The sequence below is a fragment of the Arenibacter nanhaiticus genome (genome assembly GCF_900141935.1).
GTDB classification, from domain to species: domain Bacteria; phylum Bacteroidota; class Bacteroidia; order Flavobacteriales; family Flavobacteriaceae; genus Arenibacter; species Arenibacter nanhaiticus.
In genome coordinates this window covers 195,335-210,070 of the sequence record NZ_FQYX01000004.1, presented here as the reverse complement: position 1 = coordinate 210,070, position 14,736 = coordinate 195,335, and the positions used below count along the sequence as shown (strand labels likewise).

Annotated in this window: 11 protein-coding genes; 2 read left to right on the top strand and 9 right to left on the bottom strand. The window is 39.8% G+C overall.

The features are described from left to right. The first annotated feature begins 1 nt into the window (after position 1). Complete coding sequence (locus tag BUA16_RS04265; protein ID WP_072763397.1) at positions 2-409, top strand: response regulator; 408 nt, start codon at positions 2-4, stop codon at positions 407-409. Here BUA16_RS04265 and BUA16_RS04260 read toward each other — a convergent pair whose 3' ends face one another. Continuing rightward, the gene (locus BUA16_RS04260; RefSeq protein ID WP_084668432.1) at positions 410-1,783 is read right to left on the bottom strand and encodes a DUF5689 domain-containing protein; all 1,374 of its coding nucleotides are present in this window, start codon (positions 1,781-1,783) and stop codon (positions 410-412) included. A 56-nt stretch (positions 1,784-1,839) separates the two neighbouring features. Then, positions 1,840-4,581 carry a TonB-dependent receptor gene (locus BUA16_RS04255; RefSeq protein ID WP_072763396.1) on the bottom strand — a complete coding sequence of 914 codons (2,742 nt, stop codon included), beginning with the start codon at positions 4,579-4,581 and terminating at the stop codon, positions 1,840-1,842. A 123-nt stretch (positions 4,582-4,704) separates the two neighbouring features. On the opposite strand from BUA16_RS04255, the gene BUA16_RS04250 reads away from it, so the two are divergent. Then, on the top strand, positions 4,705-5,775 hold the full coding sequence (locus tag BUA16_RS04250; RefSeq protein ID WP_072763395.1) for an endonuclease/exonuclease/phosphatase family protein: 1,071 nt from the start codon (positions 4,705-4,707) through the stop codon (positions 5,773-5,775). Positions 5,776-5,867: 92 nt separating this feature from the next. Here BUA16_RS04250 and BUA16_RS04245 read toward each other — a convergent pair whose 3' ends face one another. The 7 genes from BUA16_RS04245 to BUA16_RS04215 all read right to left on the bottom strand — a co-directional run bounded on the left by BUA16_RS04245 (position 5,868) and on the right by BUA16_RS04215 (position 14,510). Beyond that, positions 5,868-6,464: a 3-keto-disaccharide hydrolase gene (locus BUA16_RS04245; RefSeq protein WP_072763394.1), complete on the bottom strand. Its 597-nt coding sequence runs from the start codon at positions 6,462-6,464 to the stop codon at positions 5,868-5,870. Between the two features lie 69 nt (positions 6,465-6,533). Continuing rightward, positions 6,534-6,974 (bottom strand): hypothetical protein, encoded by a 441-nt coding sequence (locus BUA16_RS04240; RefSeq protein WP_072763393.1) that lies wholly within the window; start codon positions 6,972-6,974, stop codon positions 6,534-6,536. Between the two features lie 92 nt (positions 6,975-7,066). Next, positions 7,067-9,637: a TonB-dependent receptor gene (locus BUA16_RS04235; protein WP_072763392.1), complete on the bottom strand. Its 2,571-nt coding sequence runs from the start codon at positions 9,635-9,637 to the stop codon at positions 7,067-7,069. Between the two features lie 152 nt (positions 9,638-9,789). Beyond that, entirely contained in the window at positions 9,790-11,442 is a 1,653-nt protein-coding gene (gene pgi / locus BUA16_RS04230) for a glucose-6-phosphate isomerase (protein WP_072763437.1), read from the bottom strand. Between the two features lies 1 nt (position 11,443). Beyond that, positions 11,444-12,712, bottom strand: a complete 1,269-nt coding sequence (locus BUA16_RS04225) for a peptidoglycan DD-metalloendopeptidase family protein (protein WP_072763391.1) — start codon at positions 12,710-12,712, stop codon at positions 11,444-11,446. Positions 12,713-12,716: 4 nt separating this feature from the next. After that, the gene (locus BUA16_RS04220; protein ID WP_072763390.1) at positions 12,717-13,679 is read right to left on the bottom strand and encodes a tryptophan 2,3-dioxygenase family protein; all 963 of its coding nucleotides are present in this window, start codon (positions 13,677-13,679) and stop codon (positions 12,717-12,719) included. Between the two features lie 3 nt (positions 13,680-13,682). Continuing rightward, on the bottom strand, positions 13,683-14,510 hold the full coding sequence (locus BUA16_RS04215) for a DUF3108 domain-containing protein (RefSeq protein ID WP_084668431.1): 828 nt from the start codon (positions 14,508-14,510) through the stop codon (positions 13,683-13,685). Positions 14,511-14,736 lie beyond the last annotated feature (226 nt).

The following is a 14,736-nucleotide window of genomic DNA, read 5'->3' as shown; positions in this document are numbered from 1 at the left end:
CATGATGACATTTAACCATAGCTGTATCATAGACGATGACCCCATTTCTGTATTCGGAATGAAAAGATCCATGAAAAAGGTGAACTTTTCGAAAACCATAGAAGTTTATCACAACGGCCAAGAAGCTATCGACGGGATTACAGCTATGGTTGCAGCAGGACAAAAAATTCCTTCCGTAATTTTTTTGGATTTAAACATGCCCATTATGGATGGTTGGGAGTTTTTGGAGAATTTTACTAAAATCCCTAATACCAATACTGATTATGTTACCATTTTCATCGTAAGTTCATCGGTGAACCCCCGTGATATTATTCGTGCCAAGGAATATAGCATTGTAAACAACTATATATTAAAACCAATACAACCGAAGGATTTGCTAAAAGTTTTATCTGAAATTAAAGCGCAATAATTAGCGGATTCCTGGACTAAAATCGGCCGGCGCATTTTGCGGTAAATTAATGGTCCCCGCGGCCCCGGTATCGTTATATATGGTCCATTCCGAAAATGTAAAAAGGGTATTCCCCGAATTAATATTCTCATTGCGCAGTGCTCGGCCATCTTCAAACTCATGGTTGGTACCAGAGCCATCTTCCCCTACCACCCCAAAACGATCTATGACGGTACCAAACGGATCTACCAATTCTAAATTATCGTCCCCATTAGAATCTGCGGGACCATTGGCAGCTCCCGAAAAATCTGGACTAAAACCATAAACCGTTAAAAATTCGGCCGCATTGGGCGAAATCAGAAAGGTACTTTTTGCCCCTATGCTATAGTCCGTTAAATTTATGGTAGCACTAATTTCGGAATTGGCATTCGTATAGCGAAGCAATTTCCAACCTTTTAAACTCAAAGGCTCGGACCCAGCATTATACAACTCCACAAACCTCGCTTCCGTATTATTATTGGGATCTGCCAATTCGGAAATAAAAACAAGATTAGAGGTAAATTCATCCGGTATTTTTTCGCATCTTTTTTCAATAAAATCAATGTCATCAGCATTGCGTATCACCAAAAGGAATTCTTTGTGTTCTTTTAGTAAAACCCCCACTATTGAGCCTCTGCCTTCGGGCAATAAATTTGCCTGAAAGTTGGCATACCCACTGTTTTTAAGCGATAATTTATCGCCATCGCAATGGGTTAAGGTCCTAAGGGTCTCCTCTTCCTTATCAGCAAAAGTAAGCCCCAATTCTTCTGATATTATCTGTACATCCTTAATTGTAACCAAGGTATTTACGTGTGTATCCGACAATTGGCCCATGGTTACCTCCTTTGGGACAATGCCTCCCGATTCATCACAAGATGTAAGGACATGCTGGGCTACTATAGCCGCTGGTAATCGGCCTACCGATAAATTTCCAAAAGAAGAGAATACACCTCCAAGTTTTAAAACGCCCTTGCTACTTCCCAAATAAAGTCCTTTTAAGCGAATAAGTATCTTGCCGCCCTCCGCATAAAACAAATGCGAATCCCTTAGGTCTATTTCTATTTGCATGCCTGAGCTAGGATCCTCGGCTGTATCTTGAAAATGAAGCGTTCCAAAAAAATTGGATGCCAAATCGGAAGAATTCACGAACCCTTCAATCACCAAATCGTCTTGAATCTGAATCACGCCATCGGTATACATGGCTTTTAGTTCATCGAAAGAGGTATTGGCCTGCAGTACTGCTTCACAGGCCTTTTGAGGAGTTTTAAAATTAGAGTCCTTCACACAAGCCCACAAAACACACAATCCAAAAAGGAACAGTAACATCCGGAATGGTATTATATTTCTCCTTTTCATGACTAGTATTATTAGTTTTAATTATAAATCTTTTTACACCTTACCCTAGAATGGACTTAAAAGCTTATGGCAAAATTTAAAAAATAGGAACGCCCATAGCCATACCAATATTTAGGAGCAAAAGAAGGACTACCGCTTAAATTGTCCTGTTGCCATTGTCCAAAGTTTCCATTTCTACTCTGCTCATAGCCGCCAGTTCTAAACACAGCATCGAAAACATTGGAAACACTGGCAAATACACTGATATAGGTTCCTTTTCTCAGCCATGATTTTCCCCCTATGACATTCAACAGATAGATATCGTCCAGTTTTTGTTGCGCCAATAATTTTTGTACATTTTCCTCCGTAGCTTCGGGGAACGGCCTTCCCGTTTCCGGATCTAGATAAAAACTTTTTGTTCTGGTTATGGTCGATATTCCGGCATAATTATTTGTCAGGTAATTGGTCGTTGCGGCTACCCACCAATATTTAGGATCTCGATATTCGACTCCAAAAGCCATGGCTTTCTGAGGCCCTTGTCCAAGCTTGTAATCCTTTATTTTAGCATTTCCCAAATCGACGCTCCCAAGCGGATTGATAATATCTTCCTGGGTCCCAGCGGTATCAAAATTTATACTCACCAAAGGATCGCTTGCATATAAATATTTACCTATTGCGCTTACCATCGTTAATTTAACCGCCGCCGATACCTGATATTCCAACCCCAGTTCTGTGCCCATATGTAACTTGTCCAAATCGGTGATTACTTCCTGGACAAAATCGCTCCCCACCCCTGCATCTACAAAGAAGAAATTAATATCGGTCGTGTTTTGAAATCGGGTATAAAATCCGCTTAGCCTAGCCGTTACATTGGGCAGGCGCATATAGTAGTTAAAATCGGTGGTCGCTATGTGTTCATTTTGAAGATTGTCCACCGTCTGATTGTTTTCCCTTGGGTTAATAAAAACATTCTGAAGAAGGGGTGCTTTGGTCATATAGGCGCCATGTAAAACCATCCAATGGCGGCCATTTAATTTATAGGTTACCCCAGCCTTACCGCCAAAATTAGAAAAATTAAGGGCATCGCTTTTTCCTAAAGAATTCTCTAAATACCGCTGGTTCTTAAATTTCCCGTCTCTTTGATAATCGGTCACAGAAAGATTCGCTGCAACAAATCCCTCCCATTTTAAACTGCGCAGTTCGGCTTGTAAAAACCCCTCCATAACACTCGAATTAAGCTTATAAAAATAATTGAACTTGTCTCCAGAGACCTTGTTCAATTCCCCCTCCATATCATTATTGGTTTCGGAGAACGGATCTTTATCCTCGTGAAATTGTGCCCCAAGCAAATCGTTTATCCCTGCATAATTATCGGACTCGATATTCCTATAGTTACCGCCAAAAGATACTTTCAAACGATCGTTTATTCGGTAGTTCGCAATACTATTAAACTGAAACTGCTTTTCGTCCGTAACATCCTTGTAAAACAGGTAGGCTGCCTTGCCGTTTAAGGCCAAAATTGCGTTTGCCCCATATACCTTGGACCAACTTAACTGAGGGTTTTGAATTAAGCCTTCCCTAGCCATATTGGCACTGATAAAATTGGCGCCAATAGGACTGTTGATATAATAACTCGGCAAATACCTGTAATAGGTAGGGTCTGGATTAGGCGCATTAAAATACCCCAACCTACTTTGCTCAAGGGTACCAAATTGATAGGAAACTCCGGTGTTTACACTTAAACGTTCCGACCTATAGAAATGATTGAGCATCCCGATAGGTTCCAAAATTTTTCGTTCTCTAGAATTTCTTATTTCCCCATTTTGATACCCCCAATATGGATTATAATGCCGTCCTACTATTCCAAAAACTTCTTCTGTAATTGCCGAAGATTTGCCTCTGCGGTTTGCTGCTAGCACCGCGGTTGCATTGAAGCTGTTTTTTTCGTTTACTCTGTACTCCATCGCCGCAAAAAAGGAATAGGCATCATATAAGGTACCGTCCATATAGCCTTCTTTGGCCCATCGTCTAGAAGCCGATATACTATAAGCAAATCCGTTTCTCTGCCATCCCGAAGAATAGGTAGCCATAAGGCGCCCAGCATAAGTTCTATTGGAGGCCGAAGTAGATACCCGAAGCCCTTTCCGAAAACCAGAGGCCCTGGTATCTATATTTGTAGTCCCCAAAATTCTGCCAAAAGAGTAGTCAGAGGCCACTAGTCCGTGGGTAAACTCTTGGTTTCTGGTAACGTCATTGAGTCCGCCCCAATTGTTCCACTGCGGTCTACCATTAAATATCTTATTCATGGGCATTCCGTTAAGCAGTACCATCCCGTTTTCCGAACCATAGCCCCTTACCCTAAAAAATGCCTGTCCAAAATCGAAGGCCGCACGGTTTAGGAATACATCCTTGGTAGCTTGAAGCATTCCCGAAGGAAAGGAGGCTGTCCTTTCGTCTTCTATATCGGCCTCCGTAAGCATAATTACATTATCGCCCTTTTCAAAGGTTATATCCCTTTCCATATAAAGGGTTCCCAAGTCTAAACCTGTTGTTTCAATTAAAATAGGAATTCTTTTTCCCACATATTCTGGGGCCATTATAGATAGAATATAATTCCCAGGCCTTTTAATAGTAAGTTCAAATTTCTCATCCAAGGTTTTGAAACTATAAGCAGAAACACCTTCGATCTTAATTTGGGCATGTAGAATATTTTCCTTGCTTATTTGGTCTTTAACCACTCCAATAACCTTATACCTTTCCTGGGCCGAGACAACGAAGTTTCCAACTATAAAACAAAATATGAGGTATCTTTTTTTCATTTAATTAATTATTGGTAGCTTCTACATTCTTCTATAAGATATTCGTTTTTAGACATTTATTCTCTAAATAATCTATGAACTATGCCATTTAATAGTTAATTTAACAAGTAATTACCTTAAGAAATGAAAACAATTATTATATGTATCATCTTATTTATTAATTCTATTTACCTACAAGGGCAGATGGCGAATACCTATAGAATTAGGACAATTGCCTTTTATAATGTGGAGAACTTATTTGACACTTTGAATGACTCCTTAACTTTTGACGATGACCGAACTCCACTTGGCAAGGATCAATGGACCATAGAACGGTATCGGAAAAAACTAGGTAATATCGCCAAGGTACTCGCGGAGATTGGGGCACAGGAAACCAATAGTTCTCCCGATATCATAGGCCTTTGCGAGGTAGAAAACCAACAGGTGCTCGAAGACCTTATCCAGCATCCCTATTTAATGGACAAAGGCTATGGCATCATACATTTCGATTCCCCGGACGAACGTGGCATAGACGTTGGGTTATTATTTAAGAAATCGGCCTTTATCCCCGTTGCTTTTAGCAGCCATAGGCTACTGTTAAAAAAAGATAATGGGGAACGAGACTATACCCGCGATCAATTGGTGGTCTCTGGTCTCTTAGATGGGGAGAAAATACATTTTATAGTAAACCATTGGCCTTCTAGAAGCGGAGGAGAAGCCAGAAGCAGGCCCAACAGGATCGCTGCAGCTGCCCTTAACAAGCGTATTATCGATTCTATTATAAGATATCATCCAGATGCAAAGATCATGAGTATGGGCGATTTAAATGACGATCCGATAGACGACAGCTTAAAGAAAATTTTGAGGACGAAGGGAAAACCCAAGGACCTGGCCGCACATGAACTATTCAATCCGATGGAACGTTTGTTTAAAAAGGGAGTAGGGACCTTGGCTTATAGGGATCGATGGAATTTATTCGATCAGTTATTTTTCACTGCAAACATGCTGCAAAACACAGAGGGAAGCTATACATATTGGAAGGCGGGGGTTTACAACCCTTCCTATTTGGTAGACCAGCATGGCAGATACAAAGGCTATCCGTTGCGCACCTATGCCGGCGGGAGTTATGTAGGGGGCTATAGCGATCATTTTCCAGTATACTTATACCTTATTAAAGAGGAACGCCATGTGCAGCCGTCCCTACAAGGGCAATAAAAAAACCGTGTTCTTAAAACATCGCACAAGACGTTATCATAAGAGCACGGTTTTAAAAGGATATGGAAATAGGGAATTCCATCCTTATAGATTTAGTACACTATTTCTCGTATCTGTATATTTCTCCATTTAACCTTAATTCCGCCACCATCGTGTATTTGAAGGGCAATTGAACCTCTCCCTTGCGCAATTTTATCATCGGTAATCGTAATCATTTCGGTGCCGTTTAACCAAGAGGTCAAAGTACCGCCAACTACACGAATTTTCATCTTGTTCCAGGCACCTTCTTTAAGGACCTTTTCCTTTTCGGCCGCCGGTTTAATTAACCAACCTCTTCCATAGGATTCGTAGACCCCACCAGTGTGCAGGCCTTTAGGCGCCACTTCTACTTGCCAACCGCTAACTTTTGTGCCATCTATGGTAGAGCGGATAAATACTCCGCTATTACCATTGGCTTCCTGCTTAAACTCCAAGGTAACCTCAAAATCGTTGTATTCCTTTTCTGTTGCCAGGTAACCATATTGTTTGTCCGGGCCACTCTCAGAAATTAGAAGACCGTCCTCCACATACCATTTTTCGGTACCGTAAGCTTTCCAGCCATCTAAGTTTTTCCCGTTGAAAAGCGATTCTTCCTGTGCAAAAATTGGCATGGCCAACAACGCCATTACTAATAACGTAATTTTTTTCATGTCTTTAATTTAGAGTTTATAGTTGGTTTAAAATAGATTTATATACCTAAGGCCCTACCGAAAGGAATATTAGTTAAGCCATTGGCCCCATGGAACCCTACTTAGGATCAATACCAATCCCAACCCGTAAAAAATAGTGATCAGTTTAAATTTCTTAGAGGCTTCCAGTACCTTTTTGTGTTTAGACCAACCAATAGTAATTAAAACCAAGGCAATAATATTAATAAATGGATGTTCTACTGCCAATAACCGAGCAGCTGCATTCATACCGCCCATACCCAATTCTTGGATGGCATTTAGTCCATTTGCGGAAACAAAATACAATATTAAACCTACTAACAATTGAATGTGTGACAAAATCAGCGCAAAAAGACTAATTCGCAAATCTTTTTCCAATGTAAAGTCCTTTTTCCCTACCAAACCAAGGATGGCATTGGCAACAGCTAAAAAAAGAAGGGCCAATACAATGTAGGCCAAATAAGAATGTGTGTTTAATAATGTTTCGTACATGGTTATAAAATTTTAGCTATAAATGTACTGACTTTTTAAGTATAAAAAAACCCTGCCATAGGGCAGGGTTCTAAAATAACACAAGGATGTTTTTAGAAGTTATATCGCAAACTTACATTCCATGTTCTTCCGTAACCAAAGCGAACTCGGTTGTCGGTATTTACACCGTTCCAAACGTCATCTCCTGGATTTACATGTTTGTTATCCCTAGAGCTTTCTAGGTATGTTTCATCAAAAAGGTTATTGACATTAACGCGGAACTGAATTGATTTATCTTCGTTCTTCCCTACTATCATTCTATACGACACCCCAGAATCTACTGTATTGTAAGATGGTAATTTAATAGCGCCCCTATTGTTGGCGGTAGAAAATTCTGAATCCCCAAAATTAGTAGTACCATATAGGTTATCGTATAAGTTCCAGTTAGCATCTACTTTAAACCTAGGGAAGATTTCGTAATCTCCACTGATCCCAGCAGTCAACTGTGCGGCTTGACCAATTTTCACACCGTCAATATAACTTGCATCACCGGTTGATAGGATATTTCCATTTTCATCCGAAGTAGTGGTCGTTACGTTTCCATCGTACTCCCAATTACCAACGGATACAAATCCTTGAAAATTCAATCCGTCAGCAGGTCGGGCAAATACTTCCAATTCAACTCCAGAATGCACTTGCTTTAATGGGCTGGTCTGTGTAAACTCATCGACAATATTATCATCATTCGTATCGTCAGAGCTGTATACTATTCTATTATCCCAGATGGTATAATATACGTTCAGGTTAGCAGAAATTACATCACCCAAAAACTTATAACCACCTTCGAGGCCGGTGATTTTTTGATTTTCTTTGGCCAAAGGATTCAATTGGTTCGAATTTCTATCGTCTATATACAAATCACTGTGATATGGCTGTCGCGAATAGTACCCGGCATTCACGAATACTATATTTTGATCTGATAGGTTATAGGCAGCACCACCTTTTACGTTAAACCCTGGGTTGTTCACCTTATCGGATTCTTCCGATTGTCCTTGGTTAGCAGCATTTAAATATTCTGTTCTTACGTGCGATTGTGTTGAAGCAGATCCCTGGAAAAATGCCGAGAAACTATTATTAGAATATTCCAATTGTCCAAAAACACCGCCGTAATTAATGGCTTCTTCATAATCATATCCAAAACGTTGTGCATGATCTGTATTTGGATTGAAAGTAACATTCCATGGATTGATACCGCCATAAGTTTTGGTCAGCTCGTAGGCTCCTCCGTTGTAATTGCTGGAAGCCGATACAGCACTAGCGCCTAAAAACTCCCTTACATCCCTAAAGTGTATTCCTTTGTACAAACGAACATCGGCCCCAAAATTAAAATTCAGGTTTTCGCTTAACTGCTTATTGAAGTTAGATACTAAACCGTACCAATTGTGGTTATTGTTAGACCCTCTTGCGTATAGTGGTTCACCTGTTCCACGGTCTGTAGATACAGAGGCAAAGCTACCTCTACCCAAAGAACCGTATAATACCGTTGACAACGATGCCGTTTCATTGAACTTTAAATCCCAGCTTAGGTTAGCCACTGGTTTGTGATAAATATTTCTACCGCCGGGATAAGCACCTCCATTTAAAGTATTGGGACTATCGACGCCTTGAAAGTTCCAAGAGTTGTATTTTCTTCCGTTATCCAAGAAAGTCCTTAAATTATCCGATCCTGCAGCGGCATGCCATTGTGGCGCTCCGGTTAAAATAAAGTTGAAAATATTGTTTTCGTTTGGTACATACCCAAAAGACAAGAAATACGTTTGTCCCTGTCCACCAGTATTATCTACATAACCATCTCCTTGCCAATGTCCCAACATGGCAGAAACGGCCAATCCATTATCCATTAAGCCAGTAGAATAATAGCCAGTAGTTTTTACATAATTATCGTTACCAACCATAGTTTGAAAAAAGCCACCTTCTCTCTTGTCTACTGTTTTAGTTACAATGTTTACGGTTCCCCCCACAGAAGAAATGGCCAATTTGGACGATCCCAATCCTCTTTGTACCTGCACGGCATTGGCTATATCCAATACTCCAGACCAGTTAGACCAGTACATTTTTCCATCTTCCATCCCATTGATTGGCTGTCCGTTTAATAAGAAAGCGGTATTGGTCTGGTCGAATCCTCTTAGGAACATTTGACCATCTCCAAAACCACCACCTTTTATATTTTGAACAGAGGGAGTAGATTTTAAAACTTCGGGCAGGTCCCAGTTTCCTGTTTTCTCCCTAATTTCGTTTGCTTTTATAGTAGAAACGGCAATCGGTGTTTGTCTATCCTCTGCCAAATCAATAATTCCCGATCCAACAACGACAACACCTTCTAATTGTGAAGCGTCTTCCATAAGGCTAATGGTACCAATATTCCCAGCCTTGGAAAATTTTACTCTTTTGGAGATAAACCCAATATAAGAAACTACTAGCGTCCCGCTTGTGCTTGGGGCTTCAATGGAGAAGTTTCCATCAAAGTCGGCCGCGACCCCTATGGTAGTTCCCGAAATTAGAATGTTGGCCCCCGGCAGAGGACCACCCAAACTACCATCCAATACTTTACCAGTAATGGTTACCTGTGAAAACGCTGATAACGTACACAGAAAAACTGTAAGAAAGAAATAGATTTTTTTCATTTTATTGAGTTATTTAGTGTTTTATTAGGCAGCAAAAATGCTGTTATTTTCACAACAATTCGTTACCATAATGTTAAATTAGCTGCCGCTAAATTAACAAAAAAAATAAACCAATAAAATGAATTACAATAAGTTATACTTATTGTTATAATTTATGAAATTACCTGCTCGTTCTTAAAAGTCTCAAGAAGGTTCAGGGTAGATCCATCATGATCTGCTATTTCTTGTCCTTCAATATCATTCAATACCGTTGTAGCCAGTTGCTTACCAAGCTCTACTCCCCATTGGTCATAGCTAAAGATGTTCCAAACAATTCCTTGGACGAATATTTTGTGCTCGTACAAGGCTATAAGTGAACCAAGACTTTTTGGCGTAAGTTTATCAATCAAAAGGGTGTTCGTAGGCTTATTTCCTTCAAAAACTTTGAACGGCAACAATAGCTTCCTGGCTTCTTCTGACATATTCGTTTGCACTAACTCATCATTCACCTGATCGGATGTCTTACCGTTCATAAGTGCCTCTGTTTGTGCAAAGAAGTTGGCCATAAGTTTGTTATGGTGATCGTTATCGCCGTGTAAAGGGGTTTTAAATCCGATAAAATCGGCCGGAATTAATTTGGTCCCTTGATGGATAAGTTGGAAAAAGGCGTGTTGGGAGTTGGTCCCTGGTTCTCCCCAGATAATTGTTCCGGTTTCATAGGTTACCCGTTCTCCATTTCTGTCGACACTTTTACCGTTGCTCTCCATGATACCCTGCTGTAAATAGGCCGAGAATCGGCTTAAGTACTGTGTATAAGGGATAATTGCTTCCGTTTCGGCGCCATAAAAGTTATTGTACCAAATACTGATCATGGCTAAAACCACTGGGATATTCTCCTGAAAATCTGCCGTTTTAAAATGCACATCCATGTCATTAGCTCCTTCCAACATCGCATCGAAGTGGTCGTAGCCTACTGCCAAGGCAATAGAAAGTCCAACGGCACTCCACAATGAAAATCGGCCTCCAACCCAATCCCACATTGGGAAAACGTTATCAGCAGAAATTCCGAATTCCGCTATTTTTTCGGTGTTGGTAGAAACCGCGGCAAAATGTTTAGCAACATCTTCTTGCTCGGCATGCTTTAAAAACCAATTTTTAATGGTTGTAGCATTGCTTAGGGTTTCTTGTGTTGTAAAGGTTTTGGAAACCACTACAAATAAAGTAGTCTCAGGATTTAAGCCCTTTAGAGTTTCGTATACATGGTCTCCGTCTACATTGCTTACGAAATGCATTTTTAAGTGATTCCCGTAAAACTTAAGCGCTTCGGTAACCATCGCTGGCCCAAGGTCCGATCCTCCTATTCCGATATTAACGACATCGGTAAAGGTCTTGCCGGTATACCCTTTTTTCTCGCCAGAAATAATAGCGTCGGTAAAGGCCTTTATGTGCGCTTTTACTTCGTATACTTCAGAAACTATATTAACTCCATCAAGGGTTACAACATCCGTTTTTTTTGCTCTTAAGGCGGTATGCAAAACAGCTCTATCTTCGGTTTGGTTGATTGTCTCACCACCGTATTGCTTTTCAATGGCATCTTTCAACCCTACCTCATTGGCCAATTCCATCAAGAGATCCAAGGTCTCTTGCGTCAATCTATTTTTAGAGAAATCGACTAAAAAATCGTTCCAGCTAATAGTGTGTTTTTGGGCCCTTTTCGGGTCTTCCCTAAATAATTCTTTTAAGGTGTTTGCTTTCGTATCTGCTAGGTGCCGGGTTAACTTTCCCCAAGCTTTTGTTGTTGTAGGATTTGTATGCTGTAAAGCCATTCTATTCATTAAGGGTTAACAATTCTTCACTAGGTTCTTCTATATATTCTATACAGTCTAACTGATTCTTTAAAGGGGAAATATGCGCTAGATACTGTTTCTTTAAACTATCTGCGATAGGGTCTGCCGTAGGCAATTTTTCACGTAGGGGATCTACTTGGCGGCCATTTTTCCAAAAACGGTAGCATACATGCGGACCACTGGTATTTCCGGTCATTCCTATCCACCCAATAACATCGCCTTGTTTGACGTATTGGCCTTTTTTTACATTTTGAGCCTTCATATGAAGGTATTGGGTACTATAGGTACCGTTGTGTTTAATTTTAACGTATTTTCCGTTACCGCCTCGTCTGGTAGATTCTACTACCGTACCGTTGGCCGTTGCCAAAATAGGTGTCCCTATAGGGGCAGCGTAATCTGTTCCCTTGTGGGGTCGTACCTTATTCCCGTAAAATGCTATTCTTCTGTTTAAGTTGTAACGCGAAGAAATTCTGCTAAACTGTACTGGAGACCTTAAAAATGCCCGTCTTAAATTCTTGGCCTCATGGTCATAGTACTCTCTGATATTCCTAACAGAATCCGTTACGTAATTAAAGGCGTAGAAGGGTTCTCCATTATGTTCAAAATAAGCAGCTTCAATACTCCCAGCACCGGCATAGATGGTGTCGTTAATATATTTTTCTTTGTAGATTACTTTAAATTTATCGCCTTTTTGAAGTCTAAAAAAGTCAATGCTCCAAGCATAAATTTCCGATAGGCTGTTGGTAATATTATAATCAATCCCCTGTTGCAAAATTGCTTCGGACAAGGAGGAATTAATTACCCCCGAGGCCTCACGCGTCACATATTTTACCTTTTGTTTTTTATTATAGGCCACCACATCGCCCCTAAAATCAATTACGGTATAATTTATAGGGTCGCTCTGATAAATAAAAACTTCGGTAGCATTGGTGCTATCCTTCGATTTTAATATCACATAAGGTTTTCCCTTTACAATTCTTCGAACGTCAAAAGTATCTTTATAGGTCTCGGCGATCATGGCAATTTTAGGATAGTCTATCTTATTCCTAAGCATAATAGCCCCAAAGCTATCCCCATCCCTAATGGTATCCTGCACCACCTCAAAATCGTTCATCAAAAAACCGAACTGTCTTGTTTCTACCGGTTTTTTAATGGTTACGACTTCCGATAATTCATCTCCTGCCTGCTTTTGGTCCTTGCAAGAAACCAAAAAAACCAAACCTAGCGCTAGTCCCCAATATTTATGCATTCTACTATTTTATTTTATCTGGGTTAAAGATATGATCTACCCATTGCTTCCCCCAATTATTTAACTCCTCTTTTGAAAATAACTCCGGAAAAAACACCACTTTCTGGAATCCTGGCGGCAAGTATTCTTTCCAATTGGTACCCCCTGTAGCGTCTATGGCAGTATTTTCTTTGGTCAAATAACGATATGCCGACCCCATATGCATTAATGGCCAATTTACATTGGCATTAATATCTAGGGATTTTAACGCCTCAATTAGCTCTTTATTGTTTCTGGCAGCTTCTGGCAACTGCTGGTATTTTTGATATACCGTACTGTGCTTCACTTCTTTGGCAATCCTTATCAATCGTGGTGTATAGCGGTACTCGAATTGCTTTAGGGTAAGGGTTTTTTCTCCTGTTACCACATCGGTGGCCCCTTTTTTCCAGTAAATACTTTCGTACAATTCCTCTATAGAATTTTGGCTAGAGAACCGCTCCCTTTCCGCATGGTGGATCAGGTTTTCCATAGGGGTAGCATAAATCTCTATCATTCTGTACTGGGCAGATTGAAAACCACTGGCCGGCAACAAGGCCATCCTAAACTGCATGAACTGCTCTCGTTGCATGCCTTTGATCATGATACTAAAAGAAGAAATCAGCACTTTGTAATAACTGTTGATCCTATTGGCCTTTTCTATAAAAAAGTCGACGTCTTGAGATTTGTCGTCTACAAGTTGTTTTTGCTCGTGAAGGATGAGTTTAAAGTACAGTTCGGTAATTTGATGGTACATTATAAAAATCTCCTCGTCCGGGAAATGTGTCCTTGGTACTTGTATACTCAACAAGGTATCCAAACTGATATAATCCCAATAGGTAAGATACCGTTGATACAGAAGGCCGTCCAAATAAGAGCTTAGGTCTTGCCCAGAATCTTTATATTTTTCCTCTAGTTTTGAAATCTGGGAATCAATATGCTCCTTATCCATTGTTTAATCCATTATTATTTTAAATTGATGCTTTAGGCCATTATAACCATCCAAATCGGCTTTAATAGATCCTACGGCCAGATCGGCCTTGATTCTGACCGGTATTTTATTGTCGTCGTTGGAAACCCATAAGGTTAAGCTTTCTTGTTCTTTAAACACACGACCGGACTGAACATAAGGTCTGAATTTTAAACATTCGACTTTGCCGTATTTGGTTCTCAATACTTCCTTGCCTAAATATTTGAGTTTAAACTGAAACACTCCGTCATCGTCATATAAAAGATCCAAATTAATGGACTTCCCTTCGACCAAGTCTTCGGCTTCAAAATTATTTCGCAGAAAATAAAAGGCAGACACCAAGTCTTGAATACTTTCTTGGATGGCAAAATTAATCTTTTTATCCTTTTTCTTATCGTTTAGGACGGCTACATCGTTTTTGTAATCAAAATTTATTTCGATATCCTTGGTATAGCCACCTTCGTCGATTTTACGGACAAACCTATAGGGTCTTCCGTCCTCTTTGCCAAAATAGCTTTCATAGGTATCATCGACCTTAAAAAACAAACTTGCCAGACCAACGGTTTTCCCATTTCCAACCACATGATATACGGGAATGCCATTTATATTTGTCGATTTTACCTGAAGTGTTGCATAGCTAGCATTCAAAAATCCGTAGTGCAAGCGAAATTTGAGCCATTCCCCAGGTTTAAAAGCAGATTTTTTTTCTTTCTTTTCAACACCTTCGAGCTTATTTCCTTGGTTAGAACGATACATTTGGGCGTTGATAGAAATCCCAAGAATTAAAATAAGTAGAATGCTAATCTTTTTCATACTTTCTCTGATTTTGTAAAACTACTAAAAACGATTAAACTACGTTTTTATTTATAAATATCTAACAAAATTTATTCCAAAGTACTCTTAAAAAAAAAGCCCAGTTTTACAACTGGGCTTTTCCTAAATAACCAACCAAACTTTAAATTATGAAAAACCAATACTTAAAGTTGTAAGGGAACCACCCCTTACGAGGACAAATTTAAGACAAGAATTTGTTTTGAAA

What these genes read in the sequence shown, in the direction of transcription:
- BUA16_RS04250 (WP_072763395.1), top strand. Translation starts at nt 4,705, where the DNA reads ATGAAAACAATTATTATATGTATCATCTTATTTATTAATTCTATTTAC.
- pgi (WP_072763437.1), bottom strand. Translation starts at nt 11,442, where the DNA reads ATGGCTTTACAGCATACAAATCCTACAACAACAAAAGCTTGGGGAAAG.
- BUA16_RS04225 (WP_072763391.1), bottom strand. Translation starts at nt 12,712, where the DNA reads ATGCATAAATATTGGGGACTAGCGCTAGGTTTGGTTTTTTTGGTTTCT.
- BUA16_RS04245 (WP_072763394.1), bottom strand. Translation starts at nt 6,464, where the DNA reads ATGAAAAAAATTACGTTATTAGTAATGGCGTTGTTGGCCATGCCAATT.
- BUA16_RS04235 (WP_072763392.1), bottom strand. Translation starts at nt 9,637, where the DNA reads ATGAAAAAAATCTATTTCTTTCTTACAGTTTTTCTGTGTACGTTATCA.
- BUA16_RS04260 (WP_084668432.1), bottom strand. Translation starts at nt 1,783, where the DNA reads ATGAAAAGGAGAAATATAATACCATTCCGGATGTTACTGTTCCTTTTT.
- BUA16_RS04220 (WP_072763390.1), bottom strand. Translation starts at nt 13,679, where the DNA reads ATGGATAAGGAGCATATTGATTCCCAGATTTCAAAACTAGAGGAAAAA.
- BUA16_RS04265 (WP_072763397.1), top strand. Translation starts at nt 2, where the DNA reads ATGATGACATTTAACCATAGCTGTATCATAGACGATGACCCCATTTCT.
- BUA16_RS04255 (WP_072763396.1), bottom strand. Translation starts at nt 4,581, where the DNA reads ATGAAAAAAAGATACCTCATATTTTGTTTTATAGTTGGAAACTTCGTT.
- BUA16_RS04215 (WP_084668431.1), bottom strand. Translation starts at nt 14,510, where the DNA reads ATGAAAAAGATTAGCATTCTACTTATTTTAATTCTTGGGATTTCTATC.
- BUA16_RS04240 (WP_072763393.1), bottom strand. Translation starts at nt 6,974, where the DNA reads ATGTACGAAACATTATTAAACACACATTCTTATTTGGCCTACATTGTA.